We start from the raw sequence: 20,058 nt of genomic DNA on the forward strand, positions 1-20,058 counted from the left end.
AGTTAGTTATTAGTGTAGCACCAAATTTATTATTAACGCTCTACTGAATTTACCCATCCTTTAATTTTTGGGTGTGTAAACAATAGTTAGATACAATAACTTAAGTTAAAACCCCTTGTTACATTTTATATAGTACAGGCTTTATTTAATGGTTTACTCTAAAGGTAGCGAAAAATGTTACAAACCCCGCTTGAGCAACTGTGTGATTGTTAAATGTTGCTGAGCGCGGATACCTAAGCAGGGCGTTATTATGAAAGAGGCTGTCACTAAGTTAAAAACAGAATTTAATGCAAAGTTATTGTATTGGAACAATCTTAAAAGTAGCAAAGCTAAAGCGGCAATCATCCTATTATTTTTAGTTGTCATTGCACTTAAAGTGTTTACGACCATTTTTACGTTGGATTGGGTTGCAAGTTTATTCAGCGTGTAAGTTTACCAAGAGTAATTGCGATAAAGTTTAATCACAGAGTGTTTAACGCCTACGCGATGTTCATTATTAATGTATTATTACGCTATACACCAAATTAAATAAATCAGTTGTTTAAATACGTTTTATAATGACTGTAATGATACATTTTAGCTAAATTGAGTGAGTAAATGAGTTTAGCTGCATTAAAGGATAACCAGTGATGATGAATACAAAAGTATATAAAGCGGTACATGATCTAGCAGAAGATTTAATGGCGGCGGCTAACAAAAATAACCGTGAAAAGTTTGAGTCGTTATTTGCTCAATTAAAAGCTATTTGTATTGAAAACGAAAACACCTCAAAAGATCACCCTGTACAATGGGAAACTTTAGCTGATTTTACCGAAGAGTTAGAAGAGGCAATTACTACTTACGAAAAAGCATTAGAAAAGTCGATTGCGATTAATAACAAAGATCACATGTCGTCGGTTTCTTTTTCAATGGCTACATTACAGCTTGAGCTTGGCCAAAAAGATGAAGCTATTAAAAACCTTCAAAATGCTAAAGTCAGCGCCAATAAAATTGAAGACAAAGAGCTTAAAGCTGAAATACACGACCTACTAGAGTCGCTTATTGAAGAAGAAGGTTAAATACATAACTTATCCATATTAAATGTGATTTATGTGGATTTAGCTTGAGCTTAATAAAGCGCTGATGGTTTATACCCTCAGCGCTTTTTTATGTTTGCTATAAATACTAAACCAAAAGAAAAGGCTTACTATTGAGCTAGGTTATTCATAAAATCGACAATGTACTTTGCAATTTCTACTGGTTTTTCTTCAACGCTAAAGTGCCCTGAATCGAGTAAATGCAGTTCAGCGTTCGGTACATCTTTTAAGTATGCTTTAGCGCCTTCGGCTATAAACGCAGGGTCGTTCTTACCCCATACAATTAACGTTGGTGGTTGGTACTTGCGTAAATAAGCTTGCCATTTTGGATAGTCGAGAAGGTTGTTGTAGTAATCTTGTAGCAATTGCACTTGAATTACTCTATCTGCTTTGGTTTGTAAAAAGTGAAGATCATGCGTCCAGCTATCTGGGCTCATCACTTCAGGGTTACTTTGTACGTCTCGTAAATACTGCTTATTAATAATGGCTTGTTCAGACGTGAACGAATAAATTTTATCTTGCTGAGCTTTCGAACTATCTTCATTCGCGGCTTTAAAAAATGCTTGCCTCGGTAGGGTTAGCCCCTCTAAATACGCATTACCATTTTGTACAATAAGTGCATCAAGTTTATTAGGGTTATTTAACAACATTCTAAAGCCTACAGGTGCTCCAAAGTCTTGTATATATAGGCTGTAGCGCTTTACTTTAAGCGTTGTTAGTAACCCTTCAACGTATTGAGCTAGTAATTCAAAAGTATATTTTTGAGTTTCTGGGTTTGGGCGTTCGCTGTATCCTGAGCCTAAATAATCGGGTGCAATTACATGATAACGACCTGATAAAAGCGGGATCAATTCTCGGTAGCTGTGTGAAGACGACGGATAGCCATGTAAAAGCACAATGGTTTGCTTATGCTGGATGCCAGCTTCTCGGTAAAATATCTTTTTACCGTTTACATTTGCATATTTGTAAGCGGTTTTTGAAGGCCATACAGCATCAGCGGCATATACCTGAGCGGTAAGCGTAGACATTGAAACTAGTAAAAACACAATAAAAGAGACGATGTGAGCAGGTTTTACTTTAAGATTTTTTTGTATATCTGGGTGCATAAGTAAACTCGTTATTTTTGGTAATGACGCTTTATTAATTTACCAGACCCGTTATTTGCACAATTGTATTCAGATAATAACGTTGTAGTTTCACAGCAAAGAAGTGTACAGCAGGAGTAAGTGCAGCTTTGGACCTTACAAGATACTTATGAGCCAACAGTGGGCTAGGGCGTTAGCTCTTTATTGGCCGCTTTTTTGTATTTGAAATAGCTTATTAAATAAACGGCTATTGGAATCGTTGGGCTTAAAAATATGTGAGGATGAAAATAGATACCACGTTCGTCATATAGAAACACATATAACACGACCGCAAACGTTGAAGGTAAGGGGAAGATGATTGCGCCGTGCCCAACAGCAGCAAATAGTGTCCACGAGAAAACACTAGGCCAAAGCACTGCTCTGATGTAAGCACCTTTATTAGTCGCTTTAGCCTTTTTAGCGTAATTACGTGAAACAAAATAAGATATTAGCGTTGGAAACAAAGTTAAAATGATACTTAGCAGTATAAGCATAGTGATTCAATTCCTTTTGATATTATTTGCATAACCCAGTTTTTCACAATGTGTTAATTGGTTTGAGTTAATACCGTTTTTAAAGCAACAATTTGCTTAATTTCATCAGCTGTTAATGCTTTATATAACCTAGGATAGGGCCAACTATAGCCCCATCTGAAAGTCGATGGTATATAAGGGCTGCCACCAAATCGAACTCCAGCAAGCATAAGGTTCGCTATACTCGTTTCGCCGGCTTCAATAACACACTGTTGCAAGGCTTTATCTGCTTCTAAACGTTGCCAATAAGCGCCACCTTGCCAGTAGGCGTAGTCATGCGCTTTACAACATGCAAGCCACAACTTTTTAACTTTTGTCGTGCCGTCCGGAAAAGCACTACAGCCATCTGATGTGAACGGTTTTATATTTTCAGCATTTGCTGTATTACTTAATATGACAAGTAAGACAATGGGACTGAAACGCATTATTTTCATGCGAAAGAGTGTATTAGTAAAATTATATATGATTTTAAGTGTTACTGTTTTAGTTACAAATAATAACACTTTAAAAAGTATAAAAAAGGTTTTTACTGTTTATAGACTGGTTATGCTTATATGATAATTTTGATTTAGAGCTTTTTGTTTAGATACTCTATGCGTTCTATTTTCTTCGCTAGTTGCGAGGTGTTAATACTAAAAGTGCTGGTTAAAAAACTTACTACAATATTAGATTAAGGTTTACACATGGTGTGTTGCATTTGTACTTTAGGAGAGGAGCTGTGCTAGAACAAATAGAAAATTGGATTGACGCTACAAATTTAAAATACAGTAGTCAAAAAGTGAGTTGTGATAAATTCAGTAATGAATTTTATGGGTTTTATCCTACCGAGCTTTTAAAAAACGCGTATTACGTTGTTGTAGACCAAATACCAAAGCCAGACTTTGCGGGTCTGCGAGAAATGGGCCTAGGTGATTTTGTCGATATGGACGCGGCGGGTATAACGTATAAATATACTTATTATATACTTCCCCACGTCGCTACTAATTTAAGGGTCCATTTTCATGAACTTGTTCATGTTGCGCAGTGGCTTGAGCTTGGCGCTAACGCATTTATGCTTCGTTACATTAGTGAAATTCAACGAGAGGGATATCACCATGCTCCGCTCGAAAAGATGGCATACCCGCTTGATGATCAATTTGCTAGTCGTGGTAAAAAATAGATGTGCCAAAATATGTAACTCATACTCTGTAATTAGCGCAGAATTTTAAAGGAATTTATATGAACAAAACGTTAGGATGCTTTTTTACTTTAATGTGTATTGATGCACAAGCTGTAACGTTTGAAGAAGGTATAGTATCAGCCTTACTCGAGCGAACAAAACACAATATTACCTACGATGGGGCTTATCACTCAATTGCTTACCCAGGTGGTGATGTGCCTAAAAATATTGGGGTATGTACCGACGTTATAATCAGAAGTTACAGAAAGTTAGGCATCGATTTACAGAAACTCGTGCATGAAGACATGCAAAATAACTTTACACTGTATCCATCTAAACGTATTTGGGGTTTAAGTAAGCCTGATAAAAATATAGACCACCGACGTGTTCCAAATTTACAAGCTTACTTTGAGCGCCATGCAAACGTATTAAGTAAATCCAACAAAGTGAGTGATTATAAAACCGGCGATATAGTAACGTGGATGTTACCAGGTAATTTACCTCATGTAGGCATGGTGATTAATGAATCATCTCAAGATACAGGTAATCCGCTTATTGTGCATAATATTGGGCGTGGGCCGCAAAAAAGTGACATGCTTTTTGATTACAAAATTACAGGGCATTACCGGTTTGTTCCACAGTATTGATGCGCTTAATAAACGGTATATGTAAGTATTAATCTTATTTCAGATTAATACTTACATTGCCATTGGGTTTACAGCAGCACAGGAGTATTTCGCCTTCGCGCACAAACGCAAGGGGCTCTTCGTTATATTCAACACTACCTGACACTAACGTTGCTCTACAAGCGCCGCAGTAACCTTCACGGCATTGGAATGCGACGTCTATTTTCATGGATTCTAAGCAGTGTAAAAGAGAAGGGCAGCCAGCGGTAAACTCTATACACTGGCTGTTTTCTGCAAGCGTTACACTTGCAGTAGACTTGTCACTCATTATAAATCAAAATCACCAAATTCTGATGCATCAACTTGCGAGTCTATTTGACCAACAAGGTATGAGCTTATTTCTGCTTCTTGTGGTGCTACTTGCACGTTATCAGACACTAACCACGAGTTTATCCATGGGATAGGGTTACTGTTATTTTCAAACTGTGCTGGCAAACCAATCGCCGTCATACGCGCATTGGTAATGTATTCAACGTACTGACATAAAATATGCTTATTTAAGCCAATCATCGAACCATCTTTAAATAAGTATTCGGCCCACTCTTTTTCTTGCTCTGCTGCGTCAACAAACATTTTAATAGCTTCATCGCGGCACTGGGCAGCAACAATCGCCATTTCTGGGTCGTCTTTACCGTCTTGCATAATGTTTAAAATATGCTGAGTACCCGAAAGGTGAAGTGCTTCATCACGTGCAATTAGCTTGATGATTTTAGCGTTACCTTCCATTAGCTCGCGCTCAGCAAACGCAAACGAACATGCAAAGCTTACGTAAAAGCGAATCGCTTCAAGAATATTTACCGACATCATTGCAAGGTAAAGTTTCTTTTTAAGCTCAAACAAATTCACGATAACAGTTTTACCATTAATCTCGTGTTTGCCTTCACCGTATAAGTTGTAAAGCGAAACAGAGTTAATTAAGTCATCGTAGTATTTAGTTACGGCATCAGCACGTTCGCTAATTTTATCGTTGCTAACTATGTCATCAAAAATAAGCTCAGGTGCTTGTGTTACATTACGGATAATATGCGTGTATGAGCGGCTGTGAATCGTTTCACTAAACGCCCATGTTTCTATCCATGTTTCAAGCTCTGGTAGCGATACAATTGGAAGTAGGGCAACGTTTGGCGAACGACCTTGCACACTATCAAGTAGAGTTTGGTATTTGAGGTTACTTAAAAATATATGCTTTTCGTGATCGGGTAACGCTTGAAAGTCTAAACGGTCTTTACTTACATCTACTTCCTCAGGACGCCAAAAGAAAGACAGTTGCTTCTCGATTAATTTTTCAAAAATAGGGTATTTTTGTTGGTCGTAACGAGATACGTTTACAGTTTGGCCAAAAAACATTGGCTCTTGCATTTGGTTATTATGGTTTCGGCTAAAAGTAGTATAAGACATGTTTATCACTCAAAAAACTATCAGAAAAAGCGGGCTAAATGCCCGCTTAAAATAAAAATCAGCAGTTATATTTTACACGCGCCGCCTTCACAATCATCATCTTCCACTTCTGGAGTATCTTCTTGCATATCTGAGGCACCATCACGAGTATTGTGGTAGTACAAGGTTTTAACACCTAGTTTGTACGCGCTTAGTAAGTCTTTTAATAAGACTTGCATAGGTACTTTACCGCCTTCGAACTTGTTTGGATCATAATTTGTATTTGCAGAAATTGTTTGGTCTACAAATTTTTGCATTATACCAACAAGCTGCAAGTAACCATCGTTTGATGGAATGTCCCACAGTAGCTCGTATTGATCTTTTAAACGCTCATACTCAGGAACAACTTGCTTTAAAATACCGTCTTTACTTGCTTTAACGCTAATATGTCCACGTGGTGGTTCAATACCATTTGTTGCATTAGAGATTTGCGACGATGTTTCTGATGGCATTAACGCACTTAGTGTTGAGTTACGCATACCGTGCTCTTTAATATTTGCACGTAGTGTATCCCAATCAAGATGAAGTGGCTCATCACAAATTTTATCTAAATCACGTTTGTACGTATCTGTTGGCATAATGCCTTGTGAATACGTTGTTTCGTTAAACTTAGGACAGGCACCACGCTCTTTAGCAAGCTCGTTTGATGCTTTCATCAAGTAGTATTGAATCGCTTCAAATGTTTTATGAGTCAGTGCATTTGCGCTGCCATCTGAATAACGCTTACCGTTTTTAGCTAGGTAGTATGCGTAGTTAATCACGCCTATACCTAACGTTCGACGACCCATAGTTGCATTTTTAGCAGCCGGTACTGGGTAGTCTTGGAAATCAAGTAAGTTATCAAGGGCGCGTACTGCAAGTTCAGCTAGCTCTTCAAGCTCATCTAGTGATTCTATTGCACCTAAGTTAAACGCAGACAGTGTACAAAGGGCAATTTCGCCTTCTTCGTCATTTACGTTATTAAGTGGCTTAGTTGGCAATGCAATTTCTAAACATAAGTTAGATTGGCGAATAGGCGCAACTTTAGCAATGAACGGGCTATGTGTATTACAGTGGTCCACATTTTGTAAATAAATACGACCTGTACTTGCACGCTCTTGCGCAAACATAGAGAAAAGCTCAATCGCTTTAATGCGTTTTTTACGAATCGATTCGTCTTGTTCGTATTTTACGTAAAGCGCGTCAAACTCAGCTTGGTCTTCAAAAAATGCATCGTAAAGACCAGGCACATCTGATGGGCTAAATAACGTAATGTAGTCGTCTTTAATTAAACGAGAGTACATTAGTTTATTAAATTGTACGCCGTAATCTAGGTGACGAACGCGGTTGTCGTCCACACCACGGTTATTTTTAAGTACAAGTAGGTTCTCTACTTCTAAATGCCAAAGCGGGTAGAACAATGTTGCAGCGCCGCCACGTACACCACCTTGCGAACAACTTTTAACAGCTGTTTGAAAGTGCTTATAAAAAGGAATACAACCTGTGTGGTACGCTTCGCCGTTACGAATATGGCTACCTAGCGCACGAATTCGACCAGCATTAATACCAATACCTGCGCGTTGTGAAACGTATTTAACAATAGCTGACGACGTTGCATTGATTGAATCAAGGCTATCGCCACATTCAATTAATACACACGAGCTAAACTGGCGAGTAGGTGTACGTACACCCGACATAATTGGCGTTGGTAGAGATATTTTAAATAACGATACTGCGTCGTAAAAGCGCTTAATGTAAGAAACGCGTGTTTCACGTGGGTAGTCAGAGAATAAGCTCGCTGCTACTAAAATATATAAAAATTGTGCACTTTCGTAGATTTCACCCGATACACGGTTTTGAACGAGATACTTACCTTCAAGCTGTTTTACAGCCGCGTAGCTAAAGTTAAGATCGCGAGAATGATCAAGATATGCATCAAGCTCGTCTAATTCTTGCTCTGTGTAATCTACTAATAAGTGAGCATCGTAGCGTTTATCGCCAACCATTTTTGTTACGTGGTCAAATAAACGTGGTGGCTCAAATTGACCGTACGCTTTTTTACGTAAATGGAATACAGCTAAACGTGCAGCTAAGTATTGATAATCAGGCGATTCTTTTGAAATCTGATCCGCTGCTGCTTTAATGATGGTTTCGTGAATGTCTTTAGTACGAATACCGTCGTAAAACTGAATGTGCGATTTTAATTCAACTTGCGAAACCGAAACGTTGCTTAAACCTTCGGCGGCCCATTCAATGACGCGATGGATCTTATCCAGATCAAGAGGCTCTTTGCGCCCGTCACGTTTGCTTACAGATAACTGTTGGTTCATTTGCCTGTATTCCTTGGGAATTATGTATTTTGACCAATGCTTTATGCCTCGCCGAAGCAAGGTACATACTCATTTATTATAGGTTTCACCGTATTGGCGAATTTAATTGAATAACATTTGGCCACAATATCTGGTGTTGTTCAATTTAGAGATCACAAGATAGTGTGGTCTGAGTTGTTTTGCAAGGGACATAATTGCCCCTGTTTGTGGATAACTTTGGGATAACGCATTTGTGTTAGTAGACACTCACCTTCGAACAATCATTTAAGTTGAAATATGCAAAAATCAACTAATGATCTGCTAAATTTACTCATTTTAAAAATAAATTTTGACTGCTTTTTTTATCAGCAAGCTTTGTGTGAAAACTAACACAATCACAATATATAGTGTTTAATAATTAACATAGCACTATATATGGTTAAAACCATCAATTGGGCTTTGCCAGTTAAAATCAGCATTCCAGCTGTTGGCTTCATCAATACTTGGGATGTAACCCCAAAGTGCCGTTGCGGTATGCATACCTGCCGCTTTGCCTGCTTGTATGTCACGCTGTGCATCACCAATGTATAAACAACGGCTTGGTTCTACCTGCATTAGCTTTGCACAATGTAGCAGTGGTAAAGGTGATGGCTTAGCTTCAGCTAATGTGTCGCCACTTATTACTACACTGGCATTTTTTAATGCGGGAATAGCTGCCACTAAAGGATCGGTTAAAAACCCTGGTTTATTAGTCATGATCCCCCATTTGATCTTTTTCTGATCAAGGGCGATAAGTAACGATTCAACTCCGCTGAAGCAACGTGTGTGATTTGCTATGTTTGTGGCGTACTCGTCAACTAATTGCTTTATAAGCTCGCTTTGGGGTTGTTTAGCCCATAATTCTTTAAAACCAGCCTCTAATAATGCGCCTGCGCCGTTAGATGCGGCAGGACGGTATATATCACTACTAACAGGTTCTATTTTATTGCTAATAAGGACTGTGTTTAAAGCGGCACCTAAATCATCAGCGGTGTCGAGTAGGGTGCCGTCTAAATCAAATAAAAATGCATCGTACTCAATAAGGGGTAGGGGGGCTTGAGAGTTAGCCATTAAGCTAACTTCTCAAAATAAAGTATGTAATTTACGCTAACGTCACTATTGAGCGTATATTGCTTTGATAGTGGGTTATAAGAAAGCCCTGTACTTGCACGAACTTTTAAACCGGCTTGCTCTGCCCATGCAATAAGCTGTGCAGGCTTTATAAACTTTTTATGGTCGTGTGTACCTTCAGGCACCATTTTTAAGAGTTTTTCAGCGCCAACAATAGCGTATAAGTATGCTTTAGGTGTTTTGTTCAGGGTTGAAAAAAACACGTCTGCGCCTGGTTTGGCAAGTGCGGCTACGGCATGAATGATAGATGCTGGGTCGGGAACGTGTTCAAGCATTTCCATACACGTTATTACATCAAAGCGCTCAGGGTACTGTGTTGCAAACTCTTCTGCAGGCACTTTTATATAATCTACATTTACGCCAGTTTCTAAACTGTGCAACTTAGCAACAGTTAAAGGTTCTTGGCCCATATCGATGCCAGTTACTTTTGCACCCATACGCGCCATGCTTTGGCTTAAAATACCGCCGCCACAGCCAACGTCGAGTGTTTCTTTATCGAATAGGCCTTGCGTTTTATTTGCTATAAAGTCTAAACGTAACGGGTTAATTTCGTGAAGAGGTTTGAATTCTCCGTCTAGGTCCCACCAACGCTCAGCGATGGCTTCAAATTTTGCTATTTCTGCGTGATCTACATTTTGATGTTCGGTCATAAAATACTTCCTCGTCAATCTGAGGCCATTATATAGGGCTAAATTGATAAATCGCAAAGTTTTGCGCCTGTAAATTAAAATTAATTGTGATAGCATGGCTGTTAGAAATAATAACAATACTCTTAATACCCAATACCGGGTTGTTGAGAGCTGATACTGAAGGAATGTGATATCAAATGACTGATCTCGCCAATGAAATTCTGCCAGTCAATATTGAAGACGAGTTAAAAAACTCCTACTTAGATTACGCAATGAGCGTAATAGTAGGACGTGCATTACCAGACGTACGTGACGGCTTAAAACCTGTTCATCGCCGCGTTTTGTTTGCAATGAACGAGCTTAGTAATGACTGGAACAAGCCTTACAAAAAATCGGCCCGTGTGGTCGGTGACGTAATCGGTAAATACCATCCACACGGCGACAGTGCAGTTTATGACACGATAGTTCGTATGGCTCAGCCATTCTCACTACGTTACATGCTTGTAGATGGCCAAGGTAACTTCGGTTCGGTTGATGGTGATTCAGCAGCGGCAATGCGTTATACAGAAGTACGTATGGCAAAAATGTCGCATGAGTTATTAGCCGATCTTGAAAAAGAAACGGTTGATTTCGTTCCTAACTACGACGGCACTGAGTTCATCCCTGACGTGTTACCTACGAAAGTCCCTAATTTATTAGTGAATGGTTCGTCGGGTATTGCAGTAGGTATGGCTACAAATATACCACCACATAACTTAACTGAAGTTGTGAACGGTTGTTTGGCACTTATTCAAAATCCTGATTTAACTATTTTAGAGTTAATGGATTATATTCCTGGTCCTGATTTCCCAACGGCTGCAATTATCAACGGTAAAAAAGGCATTGAACAAGCCTATTTAACTGGCCGTGGTAAAGTGTACATGCGTGCACGCGCCGACGTCGAAACCGATGAAAAAACAGGCCGTGAAACAATCATCGTTCACGAAATTCCTTATCAAGTTAATAAAGCCCGTTTAATTGAAAAAATTGCAGAGCTTGTTAAAGATAAGAAAATTGAAGGTATTAGTGCACTACGTGATGAATCAGATAAAGACGGTATGCGTATCGTTATTGAAATTAAACGTGGTGACGTAGGCGAAGTTATTTTAAATAACTTGTATTCACAAACTCAGTTACAAACTGTGTTTGGTATGAATATGGTTGCATTAATTAACAACCAACCTAAGTGTTTTAATCTAAAAGAAATGCTTGAAGAGTTTATTATTCACCGCCGTGAAGTAGTAACTCGTCGTACCGTGTTTGATTTACGCAAAGCGCGTGACCGTGCTCATACGCTTGAAGGTTTAGCAATTGCGCTTGCAAACATTGACCCAATTATCGAGCTTATTCGTAAATCCCCTACACCTGCTGAAGCTAAAGTTGCTTTAACTGCACGTCCGTGGGAATTAGGTCATGTACAAGGTATGCTTGAAAAAGCAGGCGAAGATAATGTAGCCCGTCCAGATTGGCTTGCTGATGATTTAGGTATTCGCGACGGTCAATACTATATTTCTGAGCAACAAGCTCAAGCAATTCTAGATTTGCGTTTACACAAGCTTACTGGTCTTGAACACGAAAAAATCTTAACTGAATATCAAGCGTTATTAGAGTTAATTGCTGAGCTACTTTATATTTTGGCAACACCTGAGCGTTTAATGGAAGTTATTCGTGACGAACTAGTTGAAATTAAAGCGCAGTATGGCGACGAACGTCGTACTGAGATTAATGCAGCGGCTCACGATATCAGCCTTGAAGACTTAATTACTGAAGAAAACGTTGTTGTAACGCTTTCTCACGAAGGGTATGTGAAGTATCAGGCATTGTCTGATTACGAAGCACAACGTCGTGGTGGTAAAGGTAAGTCAGCAACGAAGATGAAAGATGAAGATTTCATTGAACGTCTGTTAGTTGCAAATACACACGATACTATTTTATGTTTCTCTACGGCCGGTCGTTTATATTGGCTTAAAGTGTATCAGTTACCACTAGCAAGTCGTGCAGCGCGCGGTAAGCCAATTGTTAACTTGTTACCACTTGAAGCTGATGAACGTATAACTGCTATATTGCCAGTACGCGAGTACGCAGAAGATAAATATATCTTTATGGCAACTGCATTCGGTACAGTTAAGAAAACACCATTAACGGCTTACAGTCGTCAACGTGCAAGCGGTATTATTGCTGTTAACTTAAATGATGGCGATAGCTTGATTGGTGTTGATATTACCGATGGTAGCAACGAAATTATGTTGTTCACTGATGCAGGTAAAGTTGTACGCTTCAAAGAAGCTGAAGAAACAACAGTTGTTGATGAAAACGGCAACCCAGTATTAGACGAAGAAGGTAACCCTGAGATTCGCTTCAAAGGTGTTCGCCCAATGGGTCGTACTGCTACAGGTGTTCGTGGTATTAAAATGCCAGACGAGCAACGCGTAGTATCGTTAATTGTACCAAAAACTGACGGTGCCATTCTAACGGTAACTGAAAATGGTTACGGTAAGCGTACACAACTTGAAGATTACCCATCTAAGAGCCGCGCAACACAAGGTGTTGTATCAATTAAGGTGAGTGAACGTAACGGTGCTGTTGTTGGTGCTGTGCAAGTTGATGACAACGATGAAATAATGATTATTTCGAATCGTGGTACCTTAGTACGAACTCGCGTTAATGAAGTTTCAACGGTTGGACGTAACACACAAGGTGTTATTTTGATCAGAACTATTGACGGAGAGCAAGTAGTTGGTTTACAACGTATAGAAGAGATTGAAGTTACAGAAAGTGACTTAATTGATATTGAAGACGTTGAAACAGTAGATACGGTTATTGATGAAGTAGCGGATGATAATCCTCCTTCAGAATAATTGATATTGAAAAAGCGGCCTTGGCCGCTTTTTTTAATGTTGTTGAAAAAAATTAATAGGGTGTGAAATTATACTCATACCAATTCGCTTAATTAAGAGATCTATTTTGAGGGTGGAAAAACGTGTTGATAGCTAGGCAAAAAATTCGCTATTTAGTTGTTCTAAATGAGAATTTTTTAACGCAAGTAGCGACACGTTTAGCCCCGCAAAATGATTAAGTATTATTGCGGATTGGTATTATTCATTAAATTTTAAAGGTTTAGCGGATTGGTATTAAATGTTCATGCTTAGTAGTTAAATTACTGGAATGAGGCAAAGGTAATGAGTAAATATAATTTTTGTGCGGGGCCAGCTATGCTTCCGCAAGCGGTTATGAAAAAAGCGCAAAAAGAGTTTCTAGATTGGCAAGACCTAGGTGTGTCTGTGATGGAGATTAGCCATCGCAGTAAAGAGTTTTTAGCGCTTACAGCTAAATGTGAAGCTAGCCTTCGTCGCCTAATGAATATTAGTGATGAATTTGAAGTGCTGTTTATGCATGGTGGTGGTCGTGGCCAGTTTAGTGCTGTGCCATTAAACTTACACCAAGAAGGCAAAACAGCGTTTTATTGTGAGAATGGCGTTTGGTCGAAAAGCGCCAGAGATGAAGCGAATAAGTTTACTCAAACGTCTTTTACGGATGTCCGTAATGATGCTGATGGTGAGTTTTCAATTAAAGACGTTGCTGACTGGGAATTACCAGAAGACGCTGCGTACATCCACTATTGCCCTAATGAAACTGTCGATGGCTTAGAGATTTTTGATGTACCAAGCCACCCAACAGCTCCGATTATTGCTGATATGTCTTCAACTATTTTATCGCGTGAGATAGACGTTAATAAATTTGATTTGATTTACGCTGGTGCGCAAAAAAATATCGGTCCATCGGGCATATCAATTGTTATTGTTCGTAAAACATTACTTGAGCGCGAAGGTTTGCCAAAGCCCGGTATTTTAGATTACGCACTTGAAGCAAAGCAGGGCAGTATGTTTAATACCCCACCTACCTTTGCTTGGTATTTAGCGGCTGAAGTATTTGAATGGCTTGAAAGCAATGGTGGGGTAAAAGCCATGGAAGCACAAAATATTGCTAAAGCAAATTTACTGTATGATTTTATCGATAACTCAGATTTTTATTCAAATATAGTCGCTAAACATTGCCGCTCACGCATGAATGTTCCATTTTGGTTAAACGATGAAAGCTTAAATAGCAAATTTGTTGCTCAATCAAACGAGGCCGGTTTACTTGCACTTGAAGGTCACAGAATTGTGGGCGGTATGCGCGCAAGTATTTATAACGCTATGCCTCTTGAAGGTGTTCAAGCACTTGTAGATTTTATGGCTGCATTTGCAAAGGAGCACAGCTAATGGAGCAGCTCCGTTTAGAACCTATTTCTAAAGTAAATGGCACGGTAACCCTACCAGGTTCAAAGAGTCTATCGAACAGAATTTTATTATTAGCAGCACTGGCAAACGGTACCACCGTTGTAGAGAACTTACTTGATAGTGACGATATACGCCATATGCTGGGTGCTTTAAAGTTATTGGGTGTAAATGTAACTTTAAATGATGAACACACTGTAGCGACCGTAGAGGGAGTTGGTGGTGTGTTTAATACACCTACTGAGCCCTTGTTTTTAGGTAATGCGGGTACTGCTTACAGACCTTTAACGGCTGTACTTGCTGCCGTTGCTGGTGAGTATGAGCTAATAGGCGAGCCACGTATGGAAGAGCGTCCGATAGGGCACTTAGTTGATGCTCTACAAGCGCTTGGTGGTGATGTTACTTATACAAAACACAAAGACTATCCACCACTTAAAATTGTAGGTGGTCAAATAAAAGGTGGTGAGGTTGAAATTGACGGTAGTATTTCAAGTCAATTTTTAACGGCTCTATTAATGGCAGCGCCATTATTTAGCGGTGATACAACGATAACTATTAAAGGTACTTTAGTATCTAAACCTTATATTGATATTACGCTTGATGTAATGGCACGTTTTGGTGTTAGTGTTGAACACAGTGATTATGCAACTTTTAAAGTTAAAGGTGGTCAACAGTATCAATCACTCGATCGAATTATGGTTGAAGGCGATGCATCTTCTGCTTCTTACTTTGTTGCTGCGGCTGCAATTGCTGGCGGCGAGATTGAAATTAAAGGCGTGGGTGCTAAATCAGTTCAAGGTGATATAGGCTTTGCTAAAGTAATGGAGCAAGTAGGCGCAAAAATCGATTGGTATGATGAACGTTTAGTTGTTCGCAAAGGCGAATTAAAAGGCGTAGATATTGACGCTAATGCAATTCCTGATGCTGCTATGACCCTTGCAACTGTTGCTCTTTTCGCTAAAGGCCCAACTGCCATTCGTAACATTTATAACTGGCGAGTAAAAGAAACAGACCGTTTATATGCGATGGCAACTGAGCTTAGAAAAGTAGGTGCAGAAGTGGTAGAAGGGCATGACTTTATAGAAATTACACCGCCTAAACACTTCAACGATGTAGCAATAGACACTTACGACGATCACCGTATAGCCATGTGTTTTGCAATGGTTGCCGTTGGTGGAAAGCCAATAACGATTAATGATCCAAAGTGTACCTATAAAACATTTCCTACATTTTTCAATGTTTTAGCGTCAGTCAGTGAATAAGCTAATTAGAAGTAATTACAAAAGTTACACACTAATAGCAGATATATTTTAATAACTGACGTATAATGTCGCGGTTTATTTAGGTGTGCATTGCAGGAGGTTTTAAATGCAGGCGTTATTAATGCCCGTGATCACCGTTGATGGCCCAAGTGGTTCAGGTAAAGGAACTGTTTGTCGCTTGTTAGCCGACAAGTTAGGGTGGGATGTATTAGATAGCGGTGCGATTTATCGCGTTTTATCTTTAGCTGCACTTCATCACCAAATTGCATTAGACAATGAAGAAGGGCTTGTCCCTCTTGCTGCAAATTTAGATGTGCAGTTTTTGGTAGATAGCCAAACTAATGCAGGAAAAGTTATTTTAGAAGGCGAAGATGTAACTACTACTATTCGTAATGAAGAAGTAGGCGCTGCAGCATCAAAAGTTGCAGCATTACCTCGCGTTCGTGAAGCGTTATTACGTCGCCAGCGTGCATTTCGCACTGAAAACGGCTTAATTGCCGATGGCCGTGATATGGGCACTGTGGTTTTTCAAGATGCGCCGTTAAAAATATATTTAACAGCAAGTGCAGAAGAGCGTGCTCGTAGACGCTTTGTTGAGTTGAATACGCGCGGTCTTGATGTTACACTAAGTGGTCTATTACAGGACATTCAAGCTCGTGACGAGCGCGATATGAATCGTGCCGTTGCTCCGCTTGTACCTGCAGATGATGCTATTGAGCTTGATACTAGCGAACTCAATGCACAGCAAGTGTTTGATAAGGTAATAACTTTATTAGATATTGCAATCTCTGAAGGTAAGCTTCCTAAACGAAGCTAAAACACATTTTATGCGCCAGCAGGATGCCAGTGCTATTTTAACAACCCCATGCAGCATGGTTGCTTATTGGTATAATATATAGAGACGTATATTCGTATGTCAGAAAATTTTGCGCAGTTATTTGAAGAAAGCTTAAAGGGTTTTGAAGCAGAGCAAGGCTCTATCGTTAAAGGTACAGTAATCTCTATCGAGAATAACATTGTACTTGTAGATGCTGGTCTTAAATCAGAAAGTGCTATCCCTGCAGAGCAGTTCAAAAATGCTGCTGGTGAACTTGAAGTTGCTGTAGGCGACGAAGTAGATGTTGCACTAGATGCAATTGAAGACGGTTTCGGTGAAACTATTCTTTCTCGTGAGAAAGCTAAGCGTCACGAAGCATGGATCCGTCTTGAGAAAGCATGTGAAGAGCAAGAGACTGTTACTGGTGTTATCAACGGTAAAGTTAAAGGCGGTTTCACAGTTGAAGTTGATTCAATCCGTGCTTTCCTACCTGGTTCACTTGTTGATGTTCGTCCAGTACGTGACACAACTCACCTTGAAGGCAAAGAGCTTGAATTTAAAGTAATCAAGCTTGACCAAAAACGTAACAACGTTGTTGTTTCACGTCGTGCAGTTATCGAATCTGAAAACTCACAAGAACGTGAAGAGCTTCTTGCTAACCTTGTTGAAGGCCAAGAAGTTAAAGGTATCGTTAAGAACCTTACTGACTACGGTGCATTCGTTGACCTTGGTGGTGTTGATGGTCTACTACACATTACTGATATGGCTTGGAAGCGTGTTAAGCACCCTTCAGAAATCGTTAATGTTGGCGACGAAATCGCAGTTAAAGTTCTAAAATTCGACAAAGATAAAACTCGTGTATCTCTAGGCCTTAAACAGCTTGGTGAAGATCCATGGGCAGCTATCGCTGGTCGTTACCCAGAAGGTTCTAAACTTTCTGGTCGTGTTACTAACCTTACAGATTACGGCTGTTTCGTGGAAATCGAAGAAGGCGTTGAAGGTTTAGTACACGTTTCTGAAATGGATTGGACTAACAAAAACATCCATCCTTCAAAAGTTGTTAGCTTAGGCGACACTGTTGAAGTTATGGTTTTAGAAATTGACGAAGAACGTCGTCGTATTTCTCTTGGTCTTAAGCAATGTATTGCTAATCCTTGGCAGGAATTTGCTCGTCTACAAAACAAAGGCGATCAAGTTACTGGTAAGATCAAATCAATCACTGACTTCGGTATCTTTATCGGTCTTGACGGTGGTATTGACGGTCTTGTACACCTTTCAGACATTTCTTGGAATACACCTGGCGAAGAAGCTGTACGTGAATTCAAGAAAGGCGACGAAATCACTGCTATCGTATTGCAAGTTGACCCAGAGCGTGAACGTATCTCTCTAGGTGTTAAGCAAATCGAAGCTGACCCATTCAATAACTACCTTGATGCAAACAAAAAAGGTGCTATTGTTAAAGGTAAAGTGACTGAAGTTGATGCGAAAGGCGCAACTGTTGAACTTATCGAAGGCGTTGAAGGTTACATCCGTGTAGCTGATATCGCTCAAGAACGCGTTGAAGATGCAACTACTGTTGTTTCTGTAGGCGACGAGATTGAAGTTAAATACGTTGGTGTTGATCGTAAGAACCGCACTTTAAGCTTATCTGTAAAAGCTCTTTTCGAAGCAGAAGAGAAAGAAGTACTAGAGAAGCTTAAGAAAGAAGAGCCAGTGTTTGAAAACGCAATGGCAGCTGCTTTCGCAAATGCACAAAAAGACTAATATATAATTAGTTTTTAGTTGGAAGGGCATTTTTTGCCCTTCCTATATCTCTTTTTAAGGAAACGCTATGACTAAGTCAGAACTGATAGAAACACTTGCGGAACAACACGCACACGTTCCAGTGAAAGATGTTGAGAATGCTGTAAAAGAAATTCTTGAACAAATGGCCGGCTCATTATCTACTTCAGATCGTATTGAGATCAGAGGTTTTGGTAGTTTCTCTTTGCATTTCCGCGCTCCTCGCACAGGTCGTAATCCTAAGACTGGCGATACAGTTGAGCTTGAAGGAAAGCATGTACCTCATTTTAAACCAGGCAAAGAATTACGCGACCGCGTAAATGAAAGCATTGCCTAGTTAACTTAGTGGAGTAGTTACTTGTTCAAGGTATTAAAAATTATTCTGGTTGCGCTATGCCTTATCAGTGCATTTGTATTAGGGTCACAAAACCCACAGTTAGTACAAATAAATTATATTATAGCCAGTAATACACTACCTTTAGCTGTAATAATAAGTATCTGCTTTTTATTAGGTGTTTTAGTGGGTTGTTTTATTAGCTTTAAATTGTTTTCACAATTAAAGTGGCAAAACTACCGCTTAAAAAAGCAATTAGCGCCTGAAAAAGATAAAAAAAAGCTTGCCGCGAATAAAGACACCTAACTATGATTGAGCTTTTGTTTTTACTATTACCTGTTGCCGCCGGTTACGGCTGGATTATGGGTAAAAACAGTGCTAAAAACCAAGCTCATCAACTAAACCGTCAGATCACTTCTGAATACAGCAAAGGCTTAAAGTTTCTACTCGACAGAGAAGAAGACCAAGGCTTAGAGCACTTGATTAATTTGCTTGAAGTTTCAGCTGACTCTGTTGAACACTATTCTACACTTGCCACCATGTTTCGCCGTAGAGGTGAATTGGACCGCGCAATTAAAATTCATGAACTTCTATTAAAACACCCAGGCTTAAATGAACAACAAGCTGCAACTAGCCGTTTAGAACTTGCCGAAGATTATATAATGGCTGGTCTACTAGATAGTGCAGAAGAGCACTTAGTTTGGTTAGTTAAGGCTGGCCATGTAGAAGCGCTAGACCCTATTATTACTTTATATTCGCAAACCCGTGAATGGGAAAAAGGCATCAACATGTTTGAAGCCCACAGCGAACTATTTTCAAAAGAACAACAATTTAAAGCGATTGCTAATTTTTATTGTGAATCAGCTTTAAGTGATAACACACCCCAACTAATGAGAAAAGCGATTAGCTTAAATTATAAAGCCGTACGTCCGCTTTACGAGTTAGGATTAGTTGCTTACGCGAAAGAAGATTACGTTAAAGCTATTTATTACTGGCGTGAGCTTGTATCACAATTCACTTTGTTTGCGCCGTTGTTTATTGATGAGCTAGCTCACAGCTATAAACAATTAAATTTAACGCATCAATTTCATGAATTAGTCAGTGACTTGTTAGAAAAGGGCGGTGTATTAATTAAAATAAAACATTGCCAAGCATTGCTTGAGCAAGGACACACTAAACAAGCCTTTGAATTTCTAACTGATAGCTTAAAACGTCAACCTACTATTCGTGGTTTCAGTTTTTTACTGCAATTAATGGGTGACCAAAATAAAAATACTAAAGAAGTACTTAATGAAATTGATAAGCTTGTAACCTCTTATATTGCTACAAAACCTGATTTCCAATGTCAGCATTGCGGTTTTACAAGTTACACCATATATTGGAATTGCCCTTCTTGTAAGCATTGGGAAACCATTGTTCCAAGTCGAGGCTTAGACGGATTTTAA

General features: G+C 39.3%; 19 protein-coding genes and 1 pseudogene. 12 read left to right on the forward strand and 8 right to left on the reverse strand.

The window, feature by feature from the left end; all coding sequences use genetic code 11:
• The first annotated feature begins 250 nt into the window (after positions 1 to 250).
• Together I6E72_RS01450 and I6E72_RS01455 are read left to right on the forward strand one after the other, a co-directional pair.
• Positions 251 to 430: a hypothetical protein gene (locus I6E72_RS01450; RefSeq protein ID WP_024592379.1), complete on the forward strand. Its 180-nt coding sequence runs from the start codon at positions 251 to 253 to the stop codon at positions 428 to 430.
• Between the two features lie 199 nt (positions 431 to 629).
• On the forward strand, positions 630 to 1,058 hold the full coding sequence (locus I6E72_RS01455) for a hypothetical protein (protein WP_007586178.1): 429 nt from the start codon (positions 630 to 632) through the stop codon (positions 1,056 to 1,058).
• Between the two features lie 128 nt (positions 1,059 to 1,186).
• Here the strand turns inward: I6E72_RS01455 and I6E72_RS01460 are convergent, their stop codons facing one another.
• The 3 genes from I6E72_RS01460 to I6E72_RS01470 all read right to left on the reverse strand — a co-directional run bounded on the left by I6E72_RS01460 (position 1,187) and on the right by I6E72_RS01470 (position 3,158).
• Entirely contained in the window at positions 1,187 to 2,182 is a 996-nt protein-coding gene (locus I6E72_RS01460) for an alpha/beta fold hydrolase (RefSeq protein WP_165721549.1), read from the reverse strand.
• Positions 2,183 to 2,346: 164 nt separating this feature from the next.
• Complete coding sequence (locus tag I6E72_RS01465; protein ID WP_165721550.1) at positions 2,347 to 2,694, reverse strand: hypothetical protein; 348 nt, start codon at positions 2,692 to 2,694, stop codon at positions 2,347 to 2,349.
• Positions 2,695 to 2,747: 53 nt separating this feature from the next.
• Complete coding sequence (locus I6E72_RS01470) at positions 2,748 to 3,158, reverse strand: hypothetical protein (protein ID WP_165721551.1); 411 nt, start codon at positions 3,156 to 3,158, stop codon at positions 2,748 to 2,750.
• A 293-nt stretch (positions 3,159 to 3,451) separates the two neighbouring features.
• Between I6E72_RS01470 and I6E72_RS01475 the strand changes: the two are divergent.
• A pseudogene (locus tag I6E72_RS01475) lies at positions 3,452 to 3,924 on the forward strand (hypothetical protein).
• Between the two features lie 60 nt (positions 3,925 to 3,984).
• Complete coding sequence (locus tag I6E72_RS01480; protein ID WP_442960302.1) at positions 3,985 to 4,539, forward strand: DUF1287 domain-containing protein; 555 nt, start codon at positions 3,985 to 3,987, stop codon at positions 4,537 to 4,539.
• A gap of 34 nt (positions 4,540 to 4,573) precedes the next feature.
• Here the strand turns inward: I6E72_RS01480 and yfaE are convergent, their stop codons facing one another.
• The 5 genes from yfaE to ubiG all read right to left on the reverse strand — a co-directional run bounded on the left by yfaE (position 4,574) and on the right by ubiG (position 10,123).
• Positions 4,574 to 4,846, reverse strand: coding sequence for a class I ribonucleotide reductase maintenance protein YfaE (gene yfaE / locus I6E72_RS01485; protein ID WP_165721553.1), 273 nt, complete (start codon positions 4,844 to 4,846; stop codon positions 4,574 to 4,576).
• Entirely contained in the window at positions 4,846 to 5,976 is a 1,131-nt protein-coding gene (gene nrdB / locus I6E72_RS01490) for a class Ia ribonucleoside-diphosphate reductase subunit beta (protein ID WP_007583038.1), read from the reverse strand. Before nrdB ends, yfaE begins: the two co-directional genes overlap by 1 nt.
• 65 nt (positions 5,977 to 6,041) lie before the next feature.
• On the reverse strand, positions 6,042 to 8,324 hold the full coding sequence (gene nrdA, locus I6E72_RS01495; protein ID WP_010552863.1) for a class 1a ribonucleoside-diphosphate reductase subunit alpha: 2,283 nt from the start codon (positions 8,322 to 8,324) through the stop codon (positions 6,042 to 6,044).
• Positions 8,325 to 8,732: 408 nt separating this feature from the next.
• On the reverse strand, positions 8,733 to 9,413 hold the full coding sequence (locus I6E72_RS01500) for an HAD family hydrolase (protein ID WP_165721554.1): 681 nt from the start codon (positions 9,411 to 9,413) through the stop codon (positions 8,733 to 8,735).
• On the reverse strand, positions 9,413 to 10,123 hold the full coding sequence (gene ubiG / locus I6E72_RS01505) for a bifunctional 2-polyprenyl-6-hydroxyphenol methylase/3-demethylubiquinol 3-O-methyltransferase UbiG (RefSeq protein ID WP_008171708.1): 711 nt from the start codon (positions 10,121 to 10,123) through the stop codon (positions 9,413 to 9,415). Before ubiG ends, I6E72_RS01500 begins: the two co-directional genes overlap by 1 nt.
• Before the next feature lie 176 nt (positions 10,124 to 10,299).
• Here ubiG and gyrA point away from each other — a divergent pair, with 176 nt between their 5' ends.
• The 8 genes from gyrA to lapB all read left to right on the forward strand — a co-directional run bounded on the left by gyrA (position 10,300) and on the right by lapB (position 20,058).
• Entirely contained in the window at positions 10,300 to 12,999 is a 2,700-nt protein-coding gene (gene gyrA / locus I6E72_RS01510; protein ID WP_121954985.1) for a DNA topoisomerase (ATP-hydrolyzing) subunit A, read from the forward strand.
• 321 nt (positions 13,000 to 13,320) lie between these two features.
• Positions 13,321 to 14,403 carry a 3-phosphoserine/phosphohydroxythreonine transaminase gene (serC, locus tag I6E72_RS01515; RefSeq protein ID WP_010552860.1) on the forward strand — a complete coding sequence of 361 codons (1,083 nt, stop codon included), beginning with the start codon at positions 13,321 to 13,323 and terminating at the stop codon, positions 14,401 to 14,403.
• Positions 14,403 to 15,680 carry a 3-phosphoshikimate 1-carboxyvinyltransferase gene (gene aroA, locus I6E72_RS01520; protein ID WP_010552859.1) on the forward strand — a complete coding sequence of 426 codons (1,278 nt, stop codon included), beginning with the start codon at positions 14,403 to 14,405 and terminating at the stop codon, positions 15,678 to 15,680. The genes serC and aroA overlap by 1 nt, the downstream gene beginning before the upstream one ends.
• Before the next feature lie 106 nt (positions 15,681 to 15,786).
• On the forward strand, positions 15,787 to 16,497 hold the full coding sequence (gene cmk, locus I6E72_RS01525; protein ID WP_007583052.1) for a (d)CMP kinase: 711 nt from the start codon (positions 15,787 to 15,789) through the stop codon (positions 16,495 to 16,497).
• A gap of 96 nt (positions 16,498 to 16,593) precedes the next feature.
• Positions 16,594 to 18,261 carry a 30S ribosomal protein S1 gene (gene rpsA / locus I6E72_RS01530; protein ID WP_002961176.1) on the forward strand — a complete coding sequence of 556 codons (1,668 nt, stop codon included), beginning with the start codon at positions 16,594 to 16,596 and terminating at the stop codon, positions 18,259 to 18,261.
• A gap of 67 nt (positions 18,262 to 18,328) precedes the next feature.
• Positions 18,329 to 18,616, forward strand: a complete 288-nt coding sequence (gene ihfB / locus I6E72_RS01535; protein WP_007583054.1) for an integration host factor subunit beta — start codon at positions 18,329 to 18,331, stop codon at positions 18,614 to 18,616.
• A 21-nt stretch (positions 18,617 to 18,637) separates the two neighbouring features.
• Positions 18,638 to 18,919: a lipopolysaccharide assembly protein LapA domain-containing protein gene (locus I6E72_RS01540; protein WP_007583056.1), complete on the forward strand. Its 282-nt coding sequence runs from the start codon at positions 18,638 to 18,640 to the stop codon at positions 18,917 to 18,919.
• Between the two features lie 2 nt (positions 18,920 to 18,921).
• A complete protein-coding gene (gene lapB / locus I6E72_RS01545; RefSeq protein ID WP_010552858.1) occupies positions 18,922 to 20,058 on the forward strand; it encodes a lipopolysaccharide assembly protein LapB in 1,137 nt (378 codons plus the stop codon).

It is taken from the genome of Pseudoalteromonas sp. NSLLW24 (assembly GCF_015864725.1).
GTDB classification, from domain to species: domain Bacteria; phylum Pseudomonadota; class Gammaproteobacteria; order Enterobacterales; family Alteromonadaceae; genus Pseudoalteromonas; species Pseudoalteromonas arctica.

What these genes read in the sequence shown, in the direction of transcription:
- I6E72_RS01465 (WP_165721550.1), bottom strand. Translation starts at nt 2,694, where the DNA reads ATGCTTATACTGCTAAGTATCATTTTAACTTTGTTTCCAACGCTAATA.
- serC (WP_010552860.1), top strand. Translation starts at nt 13,321, where the DNA reads ATGAGTAAATATAATTTTTGTGCGGGGCCAGCTATGCTTCCGCAAGCG.
- ihfB (WP_007583054.1), top strand. Translation starts at nt 18,329, where the DNA reads ATGACTAAGTCAGAACTGATAGAAACACTTGCGGAACAACACGCACAC.
- I6E72_RS01470 (WP_165721551.1), bottom strand. Translation starts at nt 3,158, where the DNA reads ATGCGTTTCAGTCCCATTGTCTTACTTGTCATATTAAGTAATACAGCA.
- aroA (WP_010552859.1), top strand. Translation starts at nt 14,403, where the DNA reads ATGGAGCAGCTCCGTTTAGAACCTATTTCTAAAGTAAATGGCACGGTA.
- ubiG (WP_008171708.1), bottom strand. Translation starts at nt 10,123, where the DNA reads ATGACCGAACATCAAAATGTAGATCACGCAGAAATAGCAAAATTTGAA.
- yfaE (WP_165721553.1), bottom strand. Translation starts at nt 4,846, where the DNA reads ATGAGTGACAAGTCTACTGCAAGTGTAACGCTTGCAGAAAACAGCCAG.
- I6E72_RS01455 (WP_007586178.1), top strand. Translation starts at nt 630, where the DNA reads ATGATGAATACAAAAGTATATAAAGCGGTACATGATCTAGCAGAAGAT.
- cmk (WP_007583052.1), top strand. Translation starts at nt 15,787, where the DNA reads ATGCAGGCGTTATTAATGCCCGTGATCACCGTTGATGGCCCAAGTGGT.
- lapB (WP_010552858.1), top strand. Translation starts at nt 18,922, where the DNA reads ATGATTGAGCTTTTGTTTTTACTATTACCTGTTGCCGCCGGTTACGGC.
- I6E72_RS01500 (WP_165721554.1), bottom strand. Translation starts at nt 9,413, where the DNA reads ATGGCTAACTCTCAAGCCCCCCTACCCCTTATTGAGTACGATGCATTT.
- I6E72_RS01480 (WP_442960302.1), top strand. Translation starts at nt 3,985, where the DNA reads ATGTGTATTGATGCACAAGCTGTAACGTTTGAAGAAGGTATAGTATCA.
- gyrA (WP_121954985.1), top strand. Translation starts at nt 10,300, where the DNA reads ATGACTGATCTCGCCAATGAAATTCTGCCAGTCAATATTGAAGACGAG.
- I6E72_RS01450 (WP_024592379.1), top strand. Translation starts at nt 251, where the DNA reads ATGAAAGAGGCTGTCACTAAGTTAAAAACAGAATTTAATGCAAAGTTA.
- nrdA (WP_010552863.1), bottom strand. Translation starts at nt 8,324, where the DNA reads ATGAACCAACAGTTATCTGTAAGCAAACGTGACGGGCGCAAAGAGCCT.
- rpsA (WP_002961176.1), top strand. Translation starts at nt 16,594, where the DNA reads ATGTCAGAAAATTTTGCGCAGTTATTTGAAGAAAGCTTAAAGGGTTTT.
- nrdB (WP_007583038.1), bottom strand. Translation starts at nt 5,976, where the DNA reads ATGTCTTATACTACTTTTAGCCGAAACCATAATAACCAAATGCAAGAG.
- I6E72_RS01460 (WP_165721549.1), bottom strand. Translation starts at nt 2,182, where the DNA reads ATGCACCCAGATATACAAAAAAATCTTAAAGTAAAACCTGCTCACATC.